This window comes from Succinivibrio dextrinosolvens DSM 3072, assembly GCF_900167015.1.
GTDB classification, from domain to species: domain Bacteria; phylum Pseudomonadota; class Gammaproteobacteria; order Enterobacterales; family Succinivibrionaceae; genus Succinivibrio; species Succinivibrio dextrinosolvens.
On the sequence record NZ_FUXX01000039.1, the window covers coordinates 1 to 24,037 of the forward strand.

Annotated in this window: 15 protein-coding genes; 7 read left to right on the top strand and 8 right to left on the bottom strand. The window is 40.5% G+C overall.

Going from position 1 to position 24,037, the window contains the following annotated elements; genetic code table 11:
* A partial coding sequence (locus B5D46_RS12290; RefSeq protein ID WP_200805043.1) for a transposase occupies nt 1-287 on the top strand: 287 nt, incomplete at its 5' end.
* Between the two features lie 95 nt (nt 288-382).
* On the opposite strand, the gene guaA is transcribed toward B5D46_RS12290, so the two are convergent.
* The 4 genes from guaA to B5D46_RS09480 all read right to left on the bottom strand — a co-directional run bounded on the left by guaA (nt 383) and on the right by B5D46_RS09480 (nt 9,528).
* Nucleotides 383-1,951, bottom strand: coding sequence for a glutamine-hydrolyzing GMP synthase (gene guaA, locus B5D46_RS09465; RefSeq protein WP_078929255.1), 1,569 nt, complete (start codon nt 1,949-1,951; stop codon nt 383-385).
* A 116-nt stretch (nt 1,952-2,067) separates the two neighbouring features.
* A complete protein-coding gene (gene guaB / locus B5D46_RS09470) occupies nt 2,068-3,534 on the bottom strand; it encodes an IMP dehydrogenase (protein ID WP_031492198.1) in 1,467 nt (488 codons plus the stop codon).
* Nucleotides 3,535-3,856: 322 nt separating this feature from the next.
* Nucleotides 3,857-9,169, bottom strand: coding sequence for a hypothetical protein (locus B5D46_RS09475; RefSeq protein ID WP_078929256.1), 5,313 nt, complete (start codon nt 9,167-9,169; stop codon nt 3,857-3,859).
* 155 nt (nt 9,170-9,324) lie between these two features.
* Nucleotides 9,325-9,528 (bottom strand): hypothetical protein, encoded by a 204-nt coding sequence (locus B5D46_RS09480; protein ID WP_078929257.1) that lies wholly within the window; start codon nt 9,526-9,528, stop codon nt 9,325-9,327.
* A 215-nt stretch (nt 9,529-9,743) separates the two neighbouring features.
* Here B5D46_RS09480 and B5D46_RS09485 point away from each other — a divergent pair, with 215 nt between their 5' ends.
* The 5 genes from B5D46_RS09485 to B5D46_RS09505 all read left to right on the top strand — a co-directional run bounded on the left by B5D46_RS09485 (nt 9,744) and on the right by B5D46_RS09505 (nt 14,470).
* The gene (locus B5D46_RS09485; protein ID WP_078929258.1) at nt 9,744-10,244 is read left to right on the top strand and encodes a type III secretion system chaperone; all 501 of its coding nucleotides are present in this window, start codon (nt 9,744-9,746) and stop codon (nt 10,242-10,244) included.
* 271 nt (nt 10,245-10,515) lie between these two features.
* Nucleotides 10,516-10,950 carry a hypothetical protein gene (locus B5D46_RS09490; protein ID WP_078929259.1) on the top strand — a complete coding sequence of 145 codons (435 nt, stop codon included), beginning with the start codon at nt 10,516-10,518 and terminating at the stop codon, nt 10,948-10,950.
* A gap of 13 nt (nt 10,951-10,963) precedes the next feature.
* A complete protein-coding gene (locus B5D46_RS09495) occupies nt 10,964-11,380 on the top strand; it encodes an NfeD family protein (RefSeq protein ID WP_078929260.1) in 417 nt (138 codons plus the stop codon).
* A 15-nt stretch (nt 11,381-11,395) separates the two neighbouring features.
* Nucleotides 11,396-12,349, top strand: coding sequence for an SPFH domain-containing protein (locus tag B5D46_RS09500; protein WP_037972673.1), 954 nt, complete (start codon nt 11,396-11,398; stop codon nt 12,347-12,349).
* A gap of 63 nt (nt 12,350-12,412) precedes the next feature.
* A complete protein-coding gene (locus B5D46_RS09505) occupies nt 12,413-14,470 on the top strand; it encodes a S49 family peptidase (RefSeq protein WP_078929261.1) in 2,058 nt (685 codons plus the stop codon).
* Between the two features lie 110 nt (nt 14,471-14,580).
* On the opposite strand, the gene glgX is transcribed toward B5D46_RS09505, so the two are convergent.
* The 3 genes from glgX to malQ all read right to left on the bottom strand — a co-directional run bounded on the left by glgX (nt 14,581) and on the right by malQ (nt 21,609).
* Nucleotides 14,581-16,740: a glycogen debranching protein GlgX gene (gene glgX / locus B5D46_RS09510; RefSeq protein WP_078929262.1), complete on the bottom strand. Its 2,160-nt coding sequence runs from the start codon at nt 16,738-16,740 to the stop codon at nt 14,581-14,583.
* A 463-nt stretch (nt 16,741-17,203) separates the two neighbouring features.
* The gene (glgB, locus tag B5D46_RS09515; protein ID WP_078929263.1) at nt 17,204-19,375 is read right to left on the bottom strand and encodes a 1,4-alpha-glucan branching protein GlgB; all 2,172 of its coding nucleotides are present in this window, start codon (nt 19,373-19,375) and stop codon (nt 17,204-17,206) included.
* Nucleotides 19,376-19,404: 29 nt separating this feature from the next.
* Nucleotides 19,405-21,609: a 4-alpha-glucanotransferase gene (gene malQ / locus B5D46_RS09520; RefSeq protein WP_078929264.1), complete on the bottom strand. Its 2,205-nt coding sequence runs from the start codon at nt 21,607-21,609 to the stop codon at nt 19,405-19,407.
* Between the two features lie 732 nt (nt 21,610-22,341).
* On the opposite strand from malQ, the gene gap reads away from it, so the two are divergent.
* On the top strand, nt 22,342-23,352 hold the full coding sequence (gene gap, locus B5D46_RS09525) for a type I glyceraldehyde-3-phosphate dehydrogenase (protein WP_078929265.1): 1,011 nt from the start codon (nt 22,342-22,344) through the stop codon (nt 23,350-23,352).
* 190 nt (nt 23,353-23,542) lie between these two features.
* On the opposite strand, the gene B5D46_RS09530 is transcribed toward gap, so the two are convergent.
* Nucleotides 23,543-24,037, bottom strand: a 495-nt coding sequence (locus B5D46_RS09530; protein ID WP_143675656.1) for a transposase, incomplete at its 5' end; no start/stop codon positions are given.

Genomic DNA, 24,037 nt, shown 5'->3' on the forward strand with positions numbered 1-24,037 from the left:
TATATTTCTGTGACACTGTTGAGGATGCATCCTTACGTTGGAATGAATGGAGAGATATGGCTTTAAGCTCAGAAGTACCAGAAATAGTTAAGTTTGCCGAGGTTCAGGAAAGGAAGTATAAGGATGGAATAATTAACTCAAGTCTGTATAGAGTTGGAACTTCAATAGTTGAGGGAATAAACAATAAAATAAAAGTGATAAAAAGAAAGGCTTATGGTTTTAGAGATTTTGAATATTTCAAGCTTCTAATAATGTGGAATTTCCCTGGAAAATATAACGGGGTTTAACAAAACCCCGAAATTATGATTAGAACCAAAAAAAAGAGCTTCATACTATTTAACGAAGCTCTTTTCTATCTATACGTTCAGTATAGTTTTGCCGGTTATTCCCACTCGATAGTTGCTGGTGGTTTACCAGAAATATCATAAACTACGCGAGAGATACCGTTAATCTCATTGATGATTCTGTTAGAGATATGACCTAACAGATCATAAGGAAGCTCAGCCCATTTTGCAGTCATAAAGTCGATGGTCTTAACCGCTCTTAAGGAAACTACGAAATCATAGCTGCGGTGATCGCCCATAACACCAACTGCTCTTACAGGCAGGAATACAGTGAAAGCCTGACTTACCTTCTGGTACCAGCCGGTCTTGTTCAGCTCTTCCATGAAGATAGCATCAGCACGTCTTAGAAGATCAAGATACTCTTTCTTAACCTCGCCTAAAACTCTAACACCTAAACCAGGACCTGGGAATGGATGACGCATAACCATGCTCTCAGGAAGACCTAAAGCAATACCGATACGTCTTACTTCATCCTTGAAAAGCTCACGTAGTGGCTCTACCAGCTTGAACTTCAGATCCTCTGGAAGACCGCCTACATTGTGGTGTGACTTGATAACATGAGCCTTGCCTGATTTGGCTGCAGCAGATTCGATAACGTCAGGATAAATGGTACCCTGAGCTAAGAATTCAACATCATCAAGCTTTCTGGCTTCATCAGCAAAGACGTCAATGAAGGTCTTGCCGATAGCCTTACGCTTAAGCTCAGGATCAGAAATGCCCTTTAAAGCCTCAAGGAATCTGTCTGAAGCATCAGCATATACAAAGTTCAGATCCATTGGCTCGAACATCTCTTTAACCTGCTGACCTTCGTTCAGTCTTAAAAGACCATTGTCAACGAATACGCAGGTAAGCTGCTTGCCGATAGCTTTCTGAAGAAGCAGAGCGGTAACAGATGAATCAACACCGCCTGACAGACCTAATAAAACTTTCTTGTCACCAACCTGTTCACGGATTCTGGCAACAGCATCATCGATAATTGCGCTTGGAGACCATAGACCGTGAAGACCACATACATTTAAAGCAAAACGCTTTAACATCTCAGCGCCCTGAACTGAGTGAGTTACCTCAGGATGGAACTGCACACCGTAGAACTGTTTCTGTTCATTGTAAACAGCGGCATATGGACATGTATCAGTGCTGCCAACGGTTACGAAGCCCTCTGGAATTGCGGTTACCTTGTCGCCGTGAGACATCCAGACATCAAGCTTTTTCTCACCAACATGATCGGTCAGACCATCAAACAGAGGACATGCAGCCTTAACTTCAACAGTAGCGTGGCCATACTCTCTCTTGCTTGAGCCCTGAACGGTACCACCTAACTGAACAGTCATGGTCTGTAGACCATAGCAGATACCTAAAACAGGAACGCCTGCCTCAAATACCCATGAAGGAGCACGAGGAGAGTTTTCCTCAGTGGTAGACTCAGGACTTCCTGATAGAATGATACCCTGAGCATTGAATTCTTTAATTAAGCTTAAATCTGCATCAAAAGGATAGATTTCGCAGTATACACCGATTTCACGAATACGACGGGCAATCAGCTGAGTTACCTGTGAACCGAAATCTAGAATGAGGATTTTTTCAGAATGTATGTTCTGTGAAGACATATTTACTACTCTTGTTGAGATTATCCCGTAAGCTGAACAATTCAAAGATATTACGGGACAAGATATAAAAAAGCACCCTAGTATTATACATCAGGTGCTCTGTTTTTTAACGTTTCTTATACGTGGCTCTGATAATTAGGAGCTTCCTTGGTGATTGAAACGTCGTGAACGTGTGACTCACTGAAGCCTGCTGAGGTGATTCGAACGAACTGAGCCTTTGTACGAAGCTCGTCGATGGTAGCACAGCCGGTTAAGCCCATTGCTGAACGAAGACCGCCCATCTGCTGGTGGATAATGCCCTTCAGCATACCCTTATAAGCAACACGACCTTCGATACCTTCAGGAACCAGCTTGTCTGCTGCATTGTCAGACTGGAAGTAACGGTCTGCAGAGCCTTTTGACATAGCAGCTAAAGAACCCATACCACGGTATGACTTGAATGAACGACCCTGATAGATTTCGATCTCGCCTGGAGCTTCCTCGGTACCAGCGAACATAGAACCAACCATAACGCAGTTAGCACCTGCAGCCAGAGCCTTGGCAATATCACCTGAGTAACGGATACCACCGTCAGCGATAACTGTTACATCTGAGCCCTTAAGAGCATCAACAGCATTTGATACAGCTGTCATCTGAGGAACACCGCAGCCGGTAACGATACGGGTGGTACAGATAGAACCAGGACCGATACCAACCTTAACAGCGTTAACACCAGCATCAGCCAGGGCTAAAGCACCAGCTGCTGTAGCAACGTTACCACCGATGATTGGAAGTTCTGGGTATTCCTTGCGAAGCCACTTTAATCTGTCTAGAACGCCCTGTGAGTGACCGTGTGAAGAGTCAACTAAAAGAACGTCTACACCTGCCTCAACAAGAGCCTTTGCTCTTTCCTCATTACCTGCACCGGCACCGATAGCACCGCCTACACGTAATCTGCCCATTGCATCCTTACATGCATTTGGCTTGTTTGAGGACTTCTGGAAATCCTTAACAGTGATTAAACCTTTCAGTTTGAAGGTTGAATCAACAACTAAAACCTTTTCAATTCTATGTTTCTGCATTAAAGACTGAACATTCTCACGAGACTCATTTTCACGAACAGTAACCAGTCTGTCCTTTGGAGTCATAACCTCGTGAACTTTAACGTCCAGCTTGGTTAGGAATCTGGTGTCACGACCAGTGATAATACCCAGAAGATTCTCTTTCTCATCTACGACAGGGAAGCCGTTGAATCCACACTTAGCAGCAAGCTGAAGAACCTCTCGAATGGTTGCCTCTGGATGAACAGTAACTGGTTTTGTAACCATACCGTTCTCATAACGTTTAACTCTTGCAATTTCCTGAGCCTGGCGTTCAATTGACATGTTTTTGTGAATAAAGCCAATGCCGCCTTCCTGAGCTAAAGCGATTGCCAGATTGGATTCTGTAACAGTATCCATTGCTGCAGAGATCATTGGAATATTCAGCTGAATATTGGAGGTCAGTCTGGTACGAAGATCAGCAGTATTAGGTAAAACAGTTGAGTGTGCTGGGACTAACAGAACGTCATCGTATGTTAGAGCCTCTTCCATAATGCGTAACATAAAATCCTCCTAAAAAAAATTTGTGTGATTATACTCTAAAATAACTTAATAATATCAGTTAGTTATATATTTTTTATTTATTTGATTTTTAAAGACTTTTTTCTTCCAAAATAGTGCAACACAGATCATTGTGAACAAACTGCAGGGAAACATCAGATAGAAAAATGTATTTTGAAAAGGTACTGACTCTGACAGTTAACAGAACTTCTTGATATTAGGAAACAAAGAGATGCCCACAAAAAAGTCCATCTGCAAGAAAACAGATAGACTTTCGATTGGACTCTCTGGTCCTCCCAGAGAATCCGTATAGACGTTAGTCAGATTAAGATGCCATCAACATTCCAGTGTTCTGTATATGAAGAACATTGGTTGAGTTAGACTGAGCTGTAACCTTATAGCTTAGATATCCTCCAGTTACAAAGTTCATCCAGTTCTCGTTTTCTTCAACTGCTTTTGAACCGGCACTTGTTTCAATAAGAATCTCTGATATAAAGTAGTTACTGTTGACTTTATCCGCTGCCTTTTCAAGAGCGGCAGGCTCATCCTTGTTAGCATTAATAACATCCTGTTTTAACTTGCGGACAATGGTATATTTGGTAATCTTTTCATCACCTGCAAGTTTTAACAGATTATCCCTAACCTGCGCTGAAATAAGTCTTTTAGCGAACAGATCATTAATGCTGTCCTCAGACATATAGTTATAGGTAACCTTTTCGTAGGCTTCATCCATAATCTTCTTGCCGGCAGAGAAATGTTTTATCTTTTCAATTTCTATGCTTCTTGAAGAAGGAAGTCCTAATGAGTTGATTTTACCTATCTTCTTATCAATCTTCTTGAATTTATCTGCAAATTCCTTAGATGCATCAGAATTGGCAGCATTTTCGTTTTCCTGCTTAATCGTGATATTCTTAAAGGTATCAACAGCTTCCTCTGCAATATCCTTAGCACCGATAATCTTATCAACACCAAAATCATCCTTATGGTAATCAGGTCTCATTTTTCCTGGTTTAAAGGTAAATACCTTGGTTTTGTTAGTAAGTTTAAACACTGTCTTCTTGGTTTCTGTGCTTCCTGTATTATCAAATACAGTGCTCTTAGAACCATCTGCAGAACCACCAACTTCAATCGCGCCGATCCTGGTCCATTTCTCAAGCTCTGAGTACAGAGGATGTTCTTTTGCAAACTGATTTTCAAGATCTTTCTTATCTTTTCCATGGGCGTTTGTAATTGCCTTAAAGTCACTTGGATAAACATGGTCTGCGACAATCTCCAAAAGATTCAATCTTGCAGTTGCACTTGCATGTACCCCTCCTTTGGTACCTGAAGAAACATCTGTTGCTGCCCTGATATCATCTTTTGTCAGCTGACTTGTGAAAAGCTTACACAGGAAAGCAGATGCTTCATTATCAGAATCAAAGTTCAAATTGAGAATTCTCTCTCGTCCACCACCTGCACTTGCATTAAAACCAATTCCCTTAACATTATGAGCAGCAAGAATTGCATCAGCTTCAACAGAAACATCAAATATAGTTGTATTCAGATTAACTTTTATCTTACCGTTCTGATCACGTGTAATCATGATTGCTGCATCATTTGCATTCTTTAGTGATGCCCTCAAAATACCCAGGTTGGTATCTTTAAAAGACTGGAAATGATCCTGAATGCCAACAGTGAATTTAAAGTCCATGTGTCTGCTTACATATCTGACCTCATTCTCCCCTAATCTGTTTATCATTCCCTGAACTGCAGGCAGATATTCATTGAAGTCATGGACTCTTCTCTGATGTTCTTTAGTTGCACTTGGAGTAAAGAATCCCGATAAAAGAAATGCAATATCACTGAACATACCAAGAACATTATTCTTAATCTTGTTGAAAGCTCTGGCGAAGACGAAATCCGTGCTGGTCTGGTTTAATCTGGTCTCAGTTAGAATTTTAGCCATACTTTCATCAATACCATGATCCATCAGACATCTGATCATGGTATCTCTTATAGTAAGCTTATCAGTTATAGATGTTTTACTGTCCTTATAAGCAGAGTAAACATCTTCCTTTCCTGTATAACCAAGTTTTGCGGCAGCATAACTGGCAGCCATTCTGACCAGAGTTCTAACACTGCCCTTATTTAGATATTCAAAACCTAATGGTCTTACCAGTTCAACATTCTGTTTAGAAATAGCGCTAACCTGACTTTGAGCCTGCCTTAATGTCACATTCGTATCCATGTCATGAGTGAAATTATTTCTGAGGTTAGTAATAACTTCCGAATTGTTCTCCCTAAAGGCACTGTTAAATACATCTCCTGCAGCATCAGCCCCCGATTTACTCTGTCTAAAAGTTTTAATCAGCACAACAGAATCTGAATTGACGGCAACATCTTTGTTAATATATTTACTTGAGAAAGCCAGAAGCTTCTCATTAAATTCCTCATCAGAAGCATTGTGAAGTGCTCTTAAGTCTCTACTGAATTCAGTTTCCTCCTTTGATTCCAAGAAGGTTGCAGGATCAATATTCTTCTCAAGAATAGCAAGATTATTTAGAATTACCTTTTTATCAGCAACAGTCATTCTTGCAGTTCTTGTTGCCTCTTGAAGTTCTCCGTCCCAGTCATCAATATTGTTGGCAGTACACAGGTCGTTAAGTACATATTTTACAATCTCTGGATCTGCAGGTTTTATGTTGTAATTATCAGTAATGCCATCAATATACTGAGAGTATTCATTTATCGACATTTGGTCATTGGCAGCCAAGAATGCGCCATTATTTACGTAAGGAGCAAAATATCTTCCCTTATGCAGTAAAGAAAGCTCTACATATTTATCCAGCATCAGCTTTGTCACATGTGACAAAGGCCTGGTTCCCGATGTCTCAGAAATCTTCTCGCCCAAAAGCTGTAGGGCTTCATTCATTTTGTTGTAAAGCGCCATTGATTTATCGTCATTAGGATAGTTATCACATGGCAGAGGAGGCAACTGACCTGGATTCAGATTGTGCTGACGCTTAAGATTGTAAACATCAATTTCCTTATTGTATTTCTGAATATTCTTTGCAAGAGTAATCTCCTCCGGAGTAAAGCTGAGCTTACTCTTGTCAATACCATAGCTCTCAAGAACAGTACTGTTTACTCCCATTAGATCATCAACAAGAGTATCCTTAATAACAGACAGTGAAACAGCTGTTTCCTGCCCCTTTACTGGCTCACCAAATGGAACTTTCTGGGCCAATCTGAGTTTATTAACTGTAGGTAAACCAACAGTTTTCTGAAGATTTTTTAATGAGTCTACATATTCTCTTGGTACCCCTGCTTTTGAATTTAACTCCATGATCAGATCGGTTTTATCAATTCCGAGCTTCATAAGTTCATCAGGGGTCATCTTGTCCATGTTATCAGCTTTAACACCAAGACCTTTTAGGATTTCAACCAGTTCCTTGGTAGCAAGCATCTTTTTGCCTTCCACACTGGATGTCATTAAAGTCTTCAGTGCTCTCTGATCACTGGTTCTCTTGTTAATTTCTGTTACAATTTTTTGGATGTTCTTAGTCTGCGATGTATCACGAACAAGGCCCATATTGCCTTCATATAATTTATGAAGAACTCCGTCACTCAGCTGATTAAGGAACAGCTCTCTTAAATCTTCTTTCTCAAAGACAATCGCAGCATCAGGAGCCATTTCATCAGCCTTAATGGCATGAACATTGGCTGGAGCCTTAAGTTCAGGATCTGCCCTTACCCACTCTTCAATAAAGGCATGATACGCAGCATCAAGAATAGTATTCCAGTATGGAGCAAGCTCTTTAAGAGGTCCATTCACACTTTCCTCAACGAGGTATTTCAGCTGAACAGAATCAATGTTTGCCCATTCGTTGGACATAATTCGTAATAAAATATCTTTTATATATTTAGTCTTTTCTCCATAGACAGGAGTTTCTCCATTTGGAACAGCGTCAATTTTATCCAGAATATCATTGATTTCAGGCATAATCACCAGAGTCTGGTGCATCTTCAAAGCTTTCTGAGATACAATCTGATTAGAGGAGCTTGTAAATGGAGAAATAAAGCAATCCATAGCAACTCTCTTATTTAGAGAATTCATTGGAGTATTGCTGACGCTGTCAAGGAAGCTTATAGCATCATCCTTACTGTCTAAAGCCTTTGCGAAATCTTTTATAAACTTGGCAAGTTTAGCTTCTTTCTCTTCCTGAGTTCCATTAAGATTCAAAAGCTCACTAATACCAATGAATTTGAATTTCATAGCAGATAAAGCTGTCAGGATTTCAGAGAAATGATTCTGAATATTCTCGTCAGTTCTAGCCTCTGACATTATTCTGCAGAAAAATCTGTAATTATCCTCTGCATCCTTCGTCAGATTTACAAACTCATTCTGGATGTTGGCTACATTCTGTCCGTCAACATTGTTCTGGTTGTTGGCAACATTCTGTCCGTTGACATTATTCTGGTTGTTTACAACATTCTGTCCGTCAACATTGTTCTGGTTGTTTACAACATTCTGTCCGTTGACATTGTTCTGGTTGTTGGCAACATTCTGTCCGTTGACATTGTTCTGGTTGTTTGCAACATTCTGTCCGTTGACATTGTTCTGGTTGATAGCGTTGTTTAGTCTCTGAGTTCTATGGTCAGTGACTTTCTGAGAGATATATTTTACAAGCTCCCTCTTCTGTTCTCCTGATACCTTTCTATTCAGATCATTCTTAACAGATAACAGCTCGTTTGCTATTTGGTCTGCACTTGGATTCTGAGAAAACAGTTTATCAATGTTACCTTTAATCTTGTTAAAGGTCTCATTAGACTTCTCATTTAAGAAATGAAGCAGATGCTCATTTGAAAAGCCCTGCTCAACAACAAGTTTTTTCAGAGTATCAATGGTATGACCGTTAAAGGTTGAATCTCTGAAGGCACCATAAACCTGATCGCTTACATCATTAAGAGTCTTAAGAGCTTTGAGGCTATCCTGATAGTTTTTGTTATGAGCTTTGCTTTCAGCTGAACTGATTACATCGTAGCCGACATCCATACTTACTGTGCCAAGCTGAACAGACAGCTTTTCATTCTCAATGGTTTCATCTTTCAGACCAAAAGTATCAGTCATGTTGAATGATTTGATATCCAGCTTTGAAATATTATTAGCCGCATTCAGATAATGATTTTCTCTTGCAATAATGTTCTGTGCATATTTGAGCTTATTTTCTGCAATTGACTTAATAATATTCTTTGAGCTGATAATGACTGAATTCAGACGTGCCAGCTTTTTCTGAGAAAGATTCTGACAATGAAAGGATACCTTATCAATATAGTCATTTATTGCCGTTTGAGCCTGTTTAATCTGCTCTGCTCCACGGTTTTCAGCCAGAAGATCACAGATAAGAGCCTGAATAGACTGCTTTGACCACAGAGTTTTACCCTCGCCTGTAAGAGCACCATTGAAAAGTCTGGAAATCTTCTCACCTAGAGCATTTGCGACTAAAAGATCCAGATAGGCCTTTTTACTGGTTGAATTAGCATCCTTGTACATTGCTGACAGGGCACCGTAATTATCAAGCTTCTGCTTGGAACATTTGGTTTTGAAATCCAGAGGACAACCAGATGCAAGTTTCTGCAGATTGAAAAGCCCTGGCATTGATTTCTTATCAATGAAAATTGTCTTATTTGAATCAGGATCTTTCTTAAATTCTGTGATAAAAAGTTTCTTATCGATACCAATCAGAGTCTTGTTAGCCTCATTTTTACTGATAGCTTTATTCAGAAGAGCGTTAGGATCGTCATTTTCAGTGACTAATGTCCATCCATCACCAATCTTTCTTTGTCGTTTACAATAGATTTTCTCAGTGATTCAATGTTTTTCTGCTCATCATTACTGATAACAACAGAATTACTGCGTTGTCTTACATTGTTATTTAAATCGTTATCAACACTGTTATTACCAAATTCCTTACTGATCTGATTGAATTTGTTAATGTTATTAACATTGTCACTCATAACGACCTCCACATACACATAGATTGGTATTCTAATTATTACTATTATAGTTTGTATTTAAAATGCAACTACAATATTTAATATAAAATCTAGTACGTAGTCACATTTTTTTTAAAATCAAAGAAAAATCCTTGATGATCAGATGCTTTTAAATAATGATTCAATGTGTTTTTTCTATAATCAGAGTATAGAAATACATGAATATAAGGTGAGAGATGAAAATCGAGGATTTAAATCAGTTAATAAAACAGGTAACCGTCTACGAGCTGCCAGATTTTGACTCTGACGGACTTGCATCAATCAGACTGAAGGACGGAAGCCTTCTGAACTTTTTTGCCTCAGAAGCAACCCTGATGCTTTTCATGCAGGTTGAGGTTTTAGGTGAGGAGGCAGAAAACAATCCAGTCATCTTCAGAAATCTTCTGCATTCAAATGTTATAACAGGAAGATTCAACAACATGAGAATAACCTATGACGAAGACACAACTGTAGTCTGGATTTGTCATGATGTTTTCTATGACACCTTAACAGCTCAATCTCTTACCGAGGAAATAAAGTATTTTGAAAAGAATGCGCCTGAGCTTATAACAATTCTGCGAGAGGACATTATCAACATTTACACTGAATCAACAGAAAATACCGAGGAAATCGAAAAGACCAGAAAAGAGTCTGAAGAACTTACTGCCACAAACCTGATGAATTTCCTCAGTGTATAGCAGGCAAAATTCCACCCTATTCATTAAAGCATAACAATTGAGAATGAATGTTATGCATTCTCCGTTCGACAAAAAAGCTGTATATATACAGACTCTTTTTTGACCGCTGTTAAAAAGTCTTGTGCTAATCCCGATTAAAACAGATGCCTGTGTTATAATTTTTCATACAAAACAGCAGTTTTAATCTGCAGAAAATAACAAACAAAAAACAGTCCTCCCAATAAAAAGACTGTCAGATTTCACCTCTCTAACAAAGAGATATAAGGATTCTATGAGCAACATTCCTTTCGAACCCAAAGATGGAGATTATGTATCTCTTATCGAAAAACTTGGGAAAACTTCAATTGATGAGATCAAGGATGAGATTACAAAATCTCAGAAAGAACACAATCAGCATGCAGGACAACTGAACAGTCCATCAATTGAAAAGAACATTTCAAACAAAAATCAGCAGAGAGCCCCTTCTTCAGTAAGTATTCCAAACACAGGCCCGGCAGTCACTCCTAATAACCTCGATTCGCTGGTTCAGAAGATATTTAAAATTCTGCTTTTTATAGGCTTTGTATTTGTAGCTCTGATAACAGGATATCTTGCTGTAGTAGTTGAGCCTGAAGACGAGGAAATCATATTTTTCCCATTCATATTCTTTGTGGTCTTTGTTGCAGTAATTTCATCAAAGCTTAATAAAAGAAAAAGCAAATCTTAAGGAGTAATAAGCCATGGAAAACTATCTTATCTGGCTGATCTTAGGCCTTGTGCTTTTAGGTGTGGAGATGATGATAGGAAGCATCTATCTTCTGGCACTGGTGGCAGGCTGTGCTATTGCCTGTATCTTTGCTTTCATGGGAACATCCTTTACAACCCAGTGTATTGTTGCTGCAATAGTAGCAATTGCTGGTGTGATTGCGGCATTTGTCTTCAGACGCAATATCAGAAAAAAGCTTACTCCCAATCAGGATTGTGACAATCTTGATAAGGGACAGATTATTAACGTCGAGAAAATCGATTCCGACGGAGGTGCCACCGTCAACTACCGTGGAGCACAGTGGAAGGCATATGCCAGTGAAGGCTCACTGGAGACTGGAATCTACCACATCGAGAAGGTTGATGGTACCAGACTGATTTTAACTAAGTAATTAAGGAGCATATAAATGTATTTAGATATGGATCTGTCAGGCGGCAGCGTTGCGCTAATCCTGATAATTATTGCAATTATCTTTGCTGTAAAGGCAATCAAGGTTATTCCTCAGCAGACTGCATGGGTTATTGAAAGACTTGGTAAATTCCACAAGGTTTTAAATCCAGGTCTTAACTTCATCATCCCATTCATTGATAAAGTTGCCTACAAGCACTCACTAAAGGAAATTCCTCTGGATACTCCAAGTCAGGTATGTATCACCCGTGATAACACCCAGCTTTCAGTTGACGGTATTCTGTACTTCCAGGTAACCGATCCAAAGCTTGCTTCCTACGGTACATCTAATTACATCGTGGCTATCACCCAGCTTGCTCAGACCACTCTGCGTTCTGTAATCGGTAAGATGGTTCTGGATGAGACCTTTGAAGAGCGAGACGTCATCAACAACCAGGTTGTAGCAGCAATTGACGAGGCTGCTTTAAACTGGGGTGTTAAGGTTCTGCGTTATGAAATCAAGGATCTTACTCCTCCAGCAGTTATTCTGCAGGCTATGCAGAGACAGATCACCGCAGAAAGAGAGAAAAGAGCAGTTATCTTCGAGTCTGAGGGTAGAAAGCAGGAGCAGATTAACCTTGCAAACGGTGCAAGAGAAGCTGCCATTGCTAAATCTGAAGGTGAGAAGCAGTCTGAAATCAATATCGCAGAAGGTAAGGCTCAGGCTACCATCGCCATTGCAAATGCAACTGCCAAGGCTTTAGAGACAATTGCTTCAGCAACTCAGGCTGAGGGAGGAAACACTGCTGTAAACCTGAAGGTTGCAGAGCAGTACATTGAGGCTTTCTCAAATCTTGCCAAGACCAACAATACTCTGATTGTTCCAAACAATCTTTCAGATGTATCAGGCATGGTAAGCTCTGTTATGAAGATCGTACAGTCAACCTCTCAGGCCCCAGCTGTTACAAAATAATCTAATTAACGCTCATAAGACAGGACACAGAAGTCCTGTCTTCTATTTTTGAGGATATGCCTTATGGATTTTAAAGATCCAAATAATTCCACCTCCCAAAACCGCAGTGACTACATAACCATTCAGACTGGCTCAGTAAAGAAAGACTCCCCTTCTCTACTAAAAGGTTTATGTCATCTGTTCATGATGATAGGCTCTGTTATTACCTTCATCAGAAACACGGTTTTCAATATCATTTTCATTCTGCTCATCATTGCTATTTTTGCCCTGGTCAGCATGGTTAATACCGTTGCAGACAAAGGCTCGGATGTAATTGCTGAGTTCTCAGGCAAAAGCAGCTATGAAGCAGGACATATAGAGCCTGTTTTATACTTTGGTCTAAACGGACCGGTATATGAGTATCCTCTTCCTGATGATGACTACTCAAAGCTGACCCGTAATCTTGATGAAAAACTCAACAACAGACGCATCAATGACATTCTCTCTATTGAGAAGGCTCTGAAGGCTGCACAGAGTGAAGATGCAATCAAGGAAATCTATTTTGATCTCACCGACTGCATAACCACATTCCCTGTTGCAGAACGTATCTATAATGCTATCTGTGAATACAAGGAAAATAAGCCTGACACCAGAATTACTGTCTTTGCAGAGAGCTATGGAGCATCAGCTTACAGAATCGCCACAGCAGCTGACAGCATCATAATTGATCCACTTGGCGGTTTTGATTTTAAAGGCTTTGCAAGCTCAAATCTGTACTTGAAGGATCTTCTTGAAAGATTCAGAGTTGAACCTCTGGTATTCAAGGCAGGAGAATTTAAGAGTGCAGTTGAAATCTTCACCGAAAACAGAATGTCTGATGGTGTAAAAAAAGAGTATCAGCATATCTTTGATTCTCTGTGGAAACTTTATAAGGAATCATTAAATACAAGAGAGAATGCATCTAAAGCTTTAAGTACTGTCTTTGACAATCCGGAGCGTTTCCTTTCAGAGCTTGACAGATTCAGAGGATCTGAGGCTCAGCTTCTCAAAAGCATGGGTCTTGTGGATGAAATTAACTCACAGCTTAATCTTGAATATGCCTTATCAAACGATTACGGCTATGTAGATAATATGCTCAATCCGAACATGACTGACTATCAGGATCTTGCTGACTCAGTGAAGACTTCATCAGTTGTGTCAAAGGCAAAGAAAAAGAAGCACAGAAAGAGTGGTTCTAATAATCCTGTAACCGTAGAAACACAGGATGGCAGCTCAGAGATTGCTGTTTTATACGGTATCGGAGAAATTAAGGATTTCTCTGAACGACCAACCGAATTTACTCCTGATAATATCGCCACTCAGATCGGGAAGATTCTTGAGGATAACAGAATCAAAGGTGTAATCTTCTATATCAATTCACCTGGCGGTTCAGTCAGTGCCTCAGAGAAGATCAGAAATCTGATTTTAAATCTTAAAGCGACACGAGATATTCCTGTTTATGTTTCCATGAACTCTCTTTGTGCCTCAGGTGCCTACTGGATCAGTACCGCCTGTGACAGGCTCTATGCCACACCTACTACTATCACCAGCTCAATCGGTGTATTCTCCCTGGGTCTTGGTATTCATGATCTCTTAAACGAGTATGGTGTAAGACAGGATGGAGTTGAAACCTCTGAGCTAGCAAGAACTCCTGTTGCAGTCAGAATGCCTGAGTCTCAGCGCAGAATGAATACTCTTGAGGTTGAAGGCATCTACGAGAACTTTATTTCTCTGGTTAGAAATTCCCGCCCTGCTCTTAAGAACACTGACTACAGAGTATTCGCCGAAGGTAAGGTATTCCTCTGTGAGGATGCCCTTTCATTAAACCTTATCGATGACTGCAATGACCTGTTCGGTGTCTTTGAGGATATGAAGGATGCTTTAAAGAAGGATGACAAGGATGAGATTTCGCTTGTACATCTAACACCAGAAGGCGGCAGCAAAGCTAATCTCTTCAGATCACTGTTCATAAAGACAGCATCTGGAGTTATAGCACCAGAGTATGTTAAGACCATACTTGATCTCTTAGATAAGAGTGCAGCTGTCAGCGAGAAAAAACCTAAGCTTATGGCTATAGGTGCTATCCGTGATGTAACTCTGTAGTTTGTGCAGAGCTATGTTACAGATTAGCAGAGTTTAAAAACTTCTTACAAAAAAACACGCTATGCCATGGCATTAGACCACGGTGTAGCGTGTAGCAATCAACAACATTCCTAAGAACGATTAGAATGTCTGGTCTTAGACTCAATTGATACTGAGTCTACAATCTTTTTTACAACAGTATTTCTAAGCTTGAACACCCTGATGCAAGGACAGGTGGTTGTAACACTCTTTACTGCATGACTTGATTCAGGCAGACCATTATCTGTTGCGGTATTGAAAATCTCTACCCACTCTCGGCCAGGAGATACAGGTGGAAGCTTAAAGCTCTGAGATTTTTCTCTCTGATTAAAGATTACACACCAGCTCTCGCCTTCTTCATCATTAACTGCACCGGCCACCAGAATAACGGTTTTGGTATCAGGATTGGTCCAGTCTGCAGAATGCATCTGAACTCCGTCAGGACGGTACCAGGTTGCATCATAGCTTGAACGTTTGGAGCTTACGCGATAACTGTCATCAATAAGAAGCAGCTCACGAAGCATCATGGATTCATGACGAATCTGGTTTAAAAGAGAGATGAAGGTAATAAAATTCCTGTTCTCCTCAGAATAATCCCATTTGGTCCAGGAGATTTCATTATCCTGACAGTAGGCATTATTGTTACCCTGCTGTGTTCTTGAGAACTCATCACCGCCTAAAAGGTGAGGAATACCCTGACTCAGAATTGTCGATGCTATAAGATTTCGCTTCATCTGCCAGCGTTTGGCATTTACCTTCTTGTCGGTAGTTGGGCCTTCCTTTCCGCAGTTTGTGGAGTAATTGTCATTACAGCCATCACGGTTATCCTCTCCATTGGCTTCATTATGCTTGGAGTTATAGGAAACCAGATCATTTAAGGTAAAGCCGTCATGATAGGTTACAAAGTTCAGACTGGATTTGATGGAGCGGGTCTCTTTTAAGTAAATATCACGTGATCCCATAATACGGGTGATATACTCGCCGATGAGCCCCTTGTCTCCTCGCCAGAACCGTCTTACCGTGTCACGGAATCTGTCATTCTGCTCAGCCCATCCCTGTGGGAAACCGCCCACATGATAACCATTGTTTCCAACATCCCAAGGCTCAGCAATAAGAATTGACTTGTTAATAGAATCATTGCAGAAACACCCCTTTAAAAAAGCACAGTTAGGATCGAATTCATTAAAGACTTCACCGTGACTTTCACGACATAAGGTCACACATAGGTCAAATCTGAAGCCGTCGACCTGCATATCCTCAAGCCAGTGAGTCATTGAGTTTAAAACCAGATTCACGGTTGGTCTTGAATCAACATTTACAGAGTTACCGCATCCGGTTACATCAAAGAAATTGCCAAAATCTGTAGAACCATCCTCATTGCGTGGATGAACATAATAGTTGTGAGCATCAAATCCCTTAAGGCTCAGGACACTGCCGCCGTTACCACCTTCGCCGGTATGGTTGTATACAACATCCAGAATCACTGCAATACCGTTACGATGGAACTCGCGAACCATCTCTTTAAACTCATTGACGGCATTTCTTGGATTTACAGCAAATCTAGGATCAGGAGCAAAGTAGCAGACAGGATTGTATCCCCAGTAGTTAACCTTGCCGATCTTGGAAAGATGAGGCTCTGAGACATAGGCATAGATAGGGTTTAACTGCACTGCAGTAATACCCAGTCTCTTTAAATGTGCAATCACCTTCTCATGGCACATGCCTAAAAACTTGCCGCGATTCTCTGGAGGCACATCATCATTAAGCATGGTCATGCCCTTGACATTGCACTCATAGATTAGAAGATCATCAAGGGATATGGCAGGCTTCTGAATGCCCTGCCAGTCAAAATCAGAATCATCACAGACAATGGCCTTCGGAATGAAATCGTCATAGTGATTATGATAGCGATCCTCGGTGTAGACAAAAGGCTTGGAGAGAGCCTTGGCATAAGGATCTACCAGAATATGATCCTTCATGAAATAAAGACCGCGTGAAGGGTCATACTCACCGATGGCTTCATATCCATAAAGATCACCAACCTGGACTCCGTCGATAAAGCCATACCAGACACAGCCCTTTTTCTCAGGAAGACTTACTCTTCTGATTTCATGTTCGCTTTTATCATACAGATGGACCACTATCTGTTCAGCGTTTGGAGACCACACTGAAAAATAGCAGCCTCCCTCGGTAAGAGTTACACCCAAAGGAACAAGCCTGAAATCCACATGCCGGGAGATAGGTTGATTCATACCACATTCCTCAAGTTCTTAAGATCTGTTGTTTTATCTGCTAACTATATTTGTTTTAGTTTTTTTTTTTTATAAATTTTTAAGTCAGATCTTTCCCTAATTATCGGAAATCAGACTTAGCAAGTTAAACTTTGCAGGAATTTTAGGCAACTTTTCTTATCAACTATGTGAAGTTCTCTGATTTTTGAAAAAATTCATAAAAAAACACTACCTTTTTATTATTTTTCACCTTATCTGTTTTTTTTCTGGCAAATTAAAAGACTTTCTTAAGATGAGAATGAGGTTGGGTCAGAAGAATATGAACATCGAAAAACATTCAGTAACAGTAAATTCGAAGGTAAAAAGTTTATAGTTAAATTTCCTGCTCCCATGGAAAACATGGACGTTTCGGTGTAAATCTGAGAGTTTAAGACAAGGAGGACCTTATAGATCCTCCTTTTGTTTTTGTATGAAGATTTAGTTTCTAATCTGAAATCTTCTTGATGAGCAGAGTTGATAGTGGAGGCAGATCAAGCACAATTGAATGATAGCAGTTCTGCCATGAGATATTTGAAGCTACAAGCTTAGTCTCACCTGTACCGTATGCACTACCCCAGTACTGCTTGTCGTCAGAGTTGAATACTACCTCATAGGTACCAGGCTCTGGTACACCTAAGCGGTAAGCAACATATGGAACTGGAGTGAAGTTTGATACAGCAACGATGAAGTCCTTGCCATTATTACGCTGCATAGCAAATACGCTGTGCTCCGAGTCGTTAACGTCAAGCCACTTGAATGAAGCAGGATCGTAATCGGTTCTCCACAGACAAGGCTCTGATCTGTACAGTTTGTTCAGATCCTTGATAAGCTTCTGGATACCCTGATGCTTAGGATACTTCAGTAACCACCAGTCAAGCTGAGCATCATCATTCCACTCTGAACCCTGACCGATTTCTGAGCCCATGAAGTTCAGCTTCTTGCCTGGGTGAGCATACATGTAGGTCAGATAAGCACGCAAGTTAGCTGCCTGCTGCCACTCGTCACCTGGCATCTTGTATAGTAGAGAATGCTTGCCGTGAGTTACCTCATCATGAGAAATTGAAAGAATGAAATTCTCATTGAAAGCATAAATCATTGAGAATGACATCTCACCATGGTGATACTTACGGAAGAATGGATCGGTCTGCATGTACTCAAGAGAGTCGTGCATCCAGCCCATGTTCCACTTGAAGCCGAAGCCTAAACCGCCTGAGAAGGTAGGACGTGATACGCCTGTGAAGGCAGTTGATTCCTCTGCAATAGTGAAGGCGTGAGGATACTTCTTGTAAACTTCCTCGTTGAACCACTTTAAGAAGCTTACAGCCTCATAGTTGATGTTACCGCCGTCAACGTTAGGGATCCACTCGCCGTCTTTTCTTGAGTAATCCCAGTAAAGCATTGAGGCTACTGCATCAACGCGCAGACCATCGATGTGGTACAGGTCAAGCCATACTAAAGCTGAAGCAATCAGGAAGCGACGAACTGTATCACGACCAAAGTCATAAATCAGAGAGTTCCAGTCAGGATGCCATCCACGACGAGGATCTTCGTACTCATAAACACAGGTACCATCAAACTTTGCAAGACCGAAAGCATCGGTTGGGAAGTGAGCTGGAACCCAGTCTAAAATCACACCGATACCATTCTGGTGGAAGGTATCTACGAAGAACTTGAAGTCATCAATGCTGCCGAATCTTGAGGTTGGAGCAAACAGACCGGTTGGCTGATAGCCCCATGAACCGGAGAAAGGATGCTCCATGATAGGCATCAGCTCGATGTGGGTATAACCCATTTCCTTTACATAATCTAAAAGATCTTTTGCAAGCTCACGGTAGCTTAAAGGCTGACCGTTCTCATCTCTCTTCCATGAACCTAAGTGAAGCTCATAGATTGAGATTGGCTGTTCAAGCTTATTGTTAAGCTGTGACTTCTTCCACTCCTGATCATGCCATGTATATGAGTGCTGATCAGAGATAATTGAAGCAAATGATGGATACTGCTCATGATAGAAGCCAACAGGGTCAGCCTTGTGAGGCAGACGGTTACCGAACGGATCCTTAATCTCGTACTTGTAACGAAGTCCTGCACCTAGGCCTGGTACAAACAGAACCCAGTGACCTAAAAGGCTCTTGGCCATTGGCAGACGGCGACCGTCCCAGAAATTGAAGTCACCGATAACACTTACAGCAGTTGCTGATGGAGCATATACTGCAAATTTGGTTCCCTTGATTTTTACACCGTCAACGTTAAGTTCTATAAGCTGAGCACCTAAGGTTCTATAGATGTTCTCAGGATCTTCGTTCATGGTGTTAAGACCAAAGAAAGCCTCGTCTCTGAACTGATATGGGTCAATAACGTCTACAGTAGCATCGGCATATGTTACTTTGAACATATAGTGGAATGGCTTCTCGCAGGAAATCTTCTCCTCAAAAAGTCCATCTGGATGTACCATGGTGAGAGTGCAGATGAAATCCTTTCCGTCAATGGAATAAACTTCAACGCTATGTGCACTAGGTAACCATGCTCTCAAAATATATGAGCTTCCCTCTAACTTCTGCAGACCTAGTGTTTCAAAAGGATTGCCAATCTTTGCGTTATTTAAATCATCAATCAGCATTATGCTGTCTCCTCAAAATACTTATTTTTTTATTTATTTCTGGCGTCAGTCATTTCCTTGGTCATGGTCTTCACGTGCTCCATATCGAATATGAACTCAAGATCCGCAGTTAACTTTCTGCGCCAGTTAGGATACTCAGTATTGGTTCCAGGGATATTAACAGGCTTATCTACTCCAATCCAATCTTCAATCTGAGTGCTGAATAAAGAGCATGATCCCTTACACATATGAATCTGCAGTGCTTTTGCAAAATCAGGAGTCATCTTCACTTCTTTTGCATCTCTTGAAATATCGTCAGATACACTGCCAAGTCCATGCATGCTGTCTAAAATACGCTGCTTGGCATTCTCTCTTAGCTCAGCAAGATTGATTGCCTCTTCCTCGGTATAAATACCTAATTCTTTACCTAAAGACAGGTCAAAGCAATTCCACCAGCCTACCAGTGTTGGCATGTCATGAGTTGTAAGTGCAGACATTGCCTGAGACTGATAATCCTGAGGAGCAATATAGCCGCCATCCTCAGCACGCTCATCAAAAAAGATCTTATAGGAGAAAGCCCCAACCTTTTTCAAAGCCTTGGTTAATTCCACTGGAATAGTGCCCAAATCCTCCGCAATAACCAAACACTTATTACGGTGAGACTCAAGAGCAATGATTCCGAGTAAATCATGCATACTATAATGAACGTAAGCTCCTTCGCAAGCAGGAGATCCCAACTTTGTGATCCAAAGTCTAAATAATCCTGCTGCATGATCAATTCGGATCGCTCCGCAGGATTTCATATTAGCCTGGTACATTCTGATCATTGGTCGATAAGCAGCCTTTTTTAAGGCATTCGGAGTCATTGGAGACAATCCCCAGCTCTGACCTAGAGGTCCTAATGGATCAGGAGGAGCACCGATCGAACCTGAAGGAGAGAACACATTATCGACATCTGACCAGACGTCACAGCTCTGTTTTGCGACACCCACAGCAAGATCACGATAGGTACCGATCATCATGCCGGCATTCTTTGCTGTTCTATAGGCATCATCAAGCTGCTCTGCTGCCAGGAACTGAAGATAGCAGTAGAAAAGAACATCCTTGTAATGATCTTTACGCCACTGCTCTACAAAAGGTGAATTGACGTTCTGATATTCCTTTTCAAAGACCTCCCATGAGTAGGCATTCACACCGCTTTCATAGTAGTGAGCCTGAAGTGCGTCATAGGTAGCCATGTTAATAAGCTGTTCACCGCCCTGCTCCATAAAGCGAAGGAACTTGTTGCCGCGGGATGATCTCTTGTCATCTACCTTGACGTTATCAAAGATGACACGTAATACTTCCAGCTTAGCCTCGATTACACCGCGGTAATCAACATATTCCTTGTCTCTTAGAACATGCAGACGCTGCTGGAATTTCTCTGAGTGAATGAGATCCTGTGCAGGCTTGCAGTTTAAAAGCTCAGGTACGGATGGAACTGAAATATAGATAACATTGATGAAGCTTCTGGATGATGGTGAATATGGGCTTACGGCAGACTCATCCGGAACAGCAGGATATCCAGCGTGCATTGGGTTTAAACCGACAAACTGTCCACCGCATTTATATACGCCAAGTAAAAGCTGCTTTAGATCCTCAAAATCGCCAATACCCCAGTTATTCTTGGATCTTACGGTATATAGCTGAGAGCTTACGCCCCATACTTTCCTGCCTTCAAGAATTTCCTTAGGAGTGTAAACCTTTGAAGGACATACAATCAAAGACATGCTGATTGACTTTAAGGTCTTCTTTTTAGATTTGATAAAAGCATTACACTCGTGATATCCGTATGGAAGATCGCTCATAAGCTTGTAGCGGCGGATATCATATACTGTTCCCTGAATATTCTTGTAATCAGCAATTTCCACCTGCTCAAGAGGAATATTGCGTTCGATCTTGCGACCGTCTTCAAGTTTCAGGGTTACAGTAAGCTGTGCAGTCTCATCTTCCCCAAAAGATTCAGGAGTTCTGATATAGAACTGATGTTCATCTTCATCTGTAAGCACTGTTACAGGATCAAGAACACTGGTATATTCATCGAGCTCCTCTTTATCCAAGAGTTTCTGCAGAGCACGCTCATCGTTTACAGGATAGCCTAATATTTCGAGTAGAGACTTTCTACTTTCTTCAGAAATATAAACAAGCTTGTTAGTCGCATCCAGATAGGTGCGGGCTATACCTTTTTTATCCGCTAGTAATTGAATGTCAATCATGGTTATGCCATTTCTTTTTATAGTTAGTTTAATTTAATGCAAACATCAATGTATTTTAGGTAGGTGATTTACTGCAAATTTCAAAAAGCTCCAAAATTGCAGACCTATTCTTCATAAATATAGATTAAACCTGAGTTCCTTTATAAGAATAATGTTTGTAAATTTGAACCTAGGAATGAATCCGCAAGTATGATACTCACTAAACTGCTAAATTGCTTGCAAAATTGCCAGAATGCACCATCTTTTTATTCAAAAATTTGAGCTAGGCTCAAAATCTTCACATAAGTTGTGATCTGTTTCAAATTGGTCATTGACGGTGAATATTGTGTAATATTTCGTAAGATTTAAAGCTTTTAATCAATGATATTGAAATGAGTGATGATAGTGCATAATTATTTGAACTAAATCACATTTATGTAATTAAAATAAAAAATAAGAAAAAAATTTTCAGGTCAGAATTAACTCTTTTCTTACTGTATTTTAACAAAAAAATCAGTATGTTATATTAAGCAGAATAATTTTTAAGCTTATATAAAAGATTTTTTTTGAACTAATACCAAAAATAGATTTGAAAATTTTAAACAATGTTCTAAACTATATCTGCTTTAGTGATAAAGCTACTTTTATAAAAGTGTTAAGTTAAAAAGAGCTTATCTTGACAATCGTCAGATTTATAGTATCTTTTTAATGTTTTTATTTTTTGTCAATTGTTAACTACGGGTAACTTTTAATATGACTATTAAAGTTGGTATTAACGGCTTTGGCCGTATCGGTCGTTTCGTATTCCGCGCATCAATCCTACGTCCAGAGTTAGGTATTCAGGTTGTTGGTATCAATGACCTATGCCCACCAGATTACATGGCATACATGTTAAAGTATGACACCATGCACGGTATGTTCAACGGCACCATCGATGTTGTTGACGGTAACTTAGTTGTAAACGGCAACACCATTCGTGTTACTGCAGAGCGTGATCCAGCAAACTTAAAGTGGGGTGACGTTGGTGCTGAGTACGTTGTTGAGTCAACTGGCCTATTCTTAACTGATGAGAAGGCACGTGCTCACATCCAGGCTGGTGCAAAGCGTGTTGTTATGTCAGCTCCTTCAAAGGATTCAACCCCAATGTTCGTTATGGGTGTTAACAATGACACTTATGCTGGTCAGGACATCGTTTCAAATGCATCATGCACCACTAACTGTCTAGCTCCTTTAGCTAAGGTTATCCACGACGAGTTCGGCATCGAGAACGGCTTAATGACAACTGTTCACTCAACAACTGCTACTCAGAAGACTGTTGACGGTCCTTCAATGAAGGATTGGCGCGGTGGTCGTGCAGCTGCTGGTAACATCATTCCTTCATCAACTGGTGCTGCTAAGGCTGTTGGTAAGGTAATTCCTTCATTAAACGGCAAGTTAACCGGTATGTCAGTACGTGTTCCAACTCTTGACGTTTCAATGGTTGACTTAACCTGTACCTTAAAGAAGGGTGCTTCTTACGAGGACATCTGTGCTGCTGTTAAGGCTGCTTCAGAGGGTGCTTTAAAGGGCATTCTAGGTTACACTGCTGATGCTGTTGTATCATCAGACTTCCTAGGTGACACCCGTACTTCTATCTTCGACGAGAAGGCTGGTATCGCTTTAACCGACAACTTCGTTAAGTTAGTATCATGGTACGACAACGAAATCGGTTACTCAAACAAGGTTCTTGAGTTAATCAAGTCAATGGAAGAGTCAGGCAAGTAATTTTAGCTTGAACTTCTAAGAATACCCTCGCTTCGGCGGGGGTTATTTTTTCTGATATGACAATTAACCTTTTCTTATACTCCTCCCCCTCTCCACAAAACCATAGCTTTCCTTTGCATAAATAATGGTTCATCCGTGAATCTGTGGAAAGCCCTGATTTGAATATAATAAAATTCATCAGGGCTTTCTTCTATTCAATCGCCGGGATTGGTGTAAACTTCCCCCTGAATGCACTTCTAATCCTTAAAAAGAAATAATCTAAATCCCTGTAGCCATAGGCTACACGCTTTAGAACCTTAATCTTATTGTTTATACCTTCCAGAACGCTTGTCCTGATATGGTAGATGCCAGCATTGGTAATACCATCTCTGTAGTGGTCATTCTGACTCTTAGCAAATTTCATTATTTCCTCAACACCAGAGTACATTGCTAGCCTTACCCATTCAGTCCATAATCGTTCTGCTTCAGCCTTAGAGTTAACTTCATAGACTTCAGGTAACAGCTCCTTTAGTTCATTGGCTTTATTGAGTTCATTGTAGTAGCTTAGGATAGAATCAAGTCTGATTTTCTTTTCTTCAGATAATCGAGAATTACGTGTAAGCAGAAGGAATCTGGAGCCTTTTAGTAGCTGATATCCTGCCTCATCTCCATGGTCTCTGTAGTAGTTGGCAAGTCTTATTCTTAT

What these genes read in the sequence shown, in the direction of transcription:
- B5D46_RS09490 (WP_078929259.1), top strand. Translation starts at nt 10,516, where the DNA reads ATGAGCAACATTCCTTTCGAACCCAAAGATGGAGATTATGTATCTCTT.
- guaB (WP_031492198.1), bottom strand. Translation starts at nt 3,534, where the DNA reads ATGTTACGCATTATGGAAGAGGCTCTAACATACGATGACGTTCTGTTA.
- B5D46_RS09495 (WP_078929260.1), top strand. Translation starts at nt 10,964, where the DNA reads ATGGAAAACTATCTTATCTGGCTGATCTTAGGCCTTGTGCTTTTAGGT.
- B5D46_RS09500 (WP_037972673.1), top strand. Translation starts at nt 11,396, where the DNA reads ATGTATTTAGATATGGATCTGTCAGGCGGCAGCGTTGCGCTAATCCTG.
- B5D46_RS09485 (WP_078929258.1), top strand. Translation starts at nt 9,744, where the DNA reads ATGAAAATCGAGGATTTAAATCAGTTAATAAAACAGGTAACCGTCTAC.
- B5D46_RS09475 (WP_078929256.1), bottom strand. Translation starts at nt 9,169, where the DNA reads ATGCCAGGGCTTTTCAATCTGCAGAAACTTGCATCTGGTTGTCCTCTG.
- glgB (WP_078929263.1), bottom strand. Translation starts at nt 19,375, where the DNA reads ATGCTGATTGATGATTTAAATAACGCAAAGATTGGCAATCCTTTTGAA.
- B5D46_RS09480 (WP_078929257.1), bottom strand. Translation starts at nt 9,528, where the DNA reads ATGAGTGACAATGTTAATAACATTAACAAATTCAATCAGATCAGTAAG.
- guaA (WP_078929255.1), bottom strand. Translation starts at nt 1,951, where the DNA reads ATGTCTTCACAGAACATACATTCTGAAAAAATCCTCATTCTAGATTTC.
- glgX (WP_078929262.1), bottom strand. Translation starts at nt 16,740, where the DNA reads ATGAATCAACCTATCTCCCGGCATGTGGATTTCAGGCTTGTTCCTTTG.
- malQ (WP_078929264.1), bottom strand. Translation starts at nt 21,609, where the DNA reads ATGATTGACATTCAATTACTAGCGGATAAAAAAGGTATAGCCCGCACC.
- gap (WP_078929265.1), top strand. Translation starts at nt 22,342, where the DNA reads ATGACTATTAAAGTTGGTATTAACGGCTTTGGCCGTATCGGTCGTTTC.
- B5D46_RS09505 (WP_078929261.1), top strand. Translation starts at nt 12,413, where the DNA reads ATGGATTTTAAAGATCCAAATAATTCCACCTCCCAAAACCGCAGTGAC.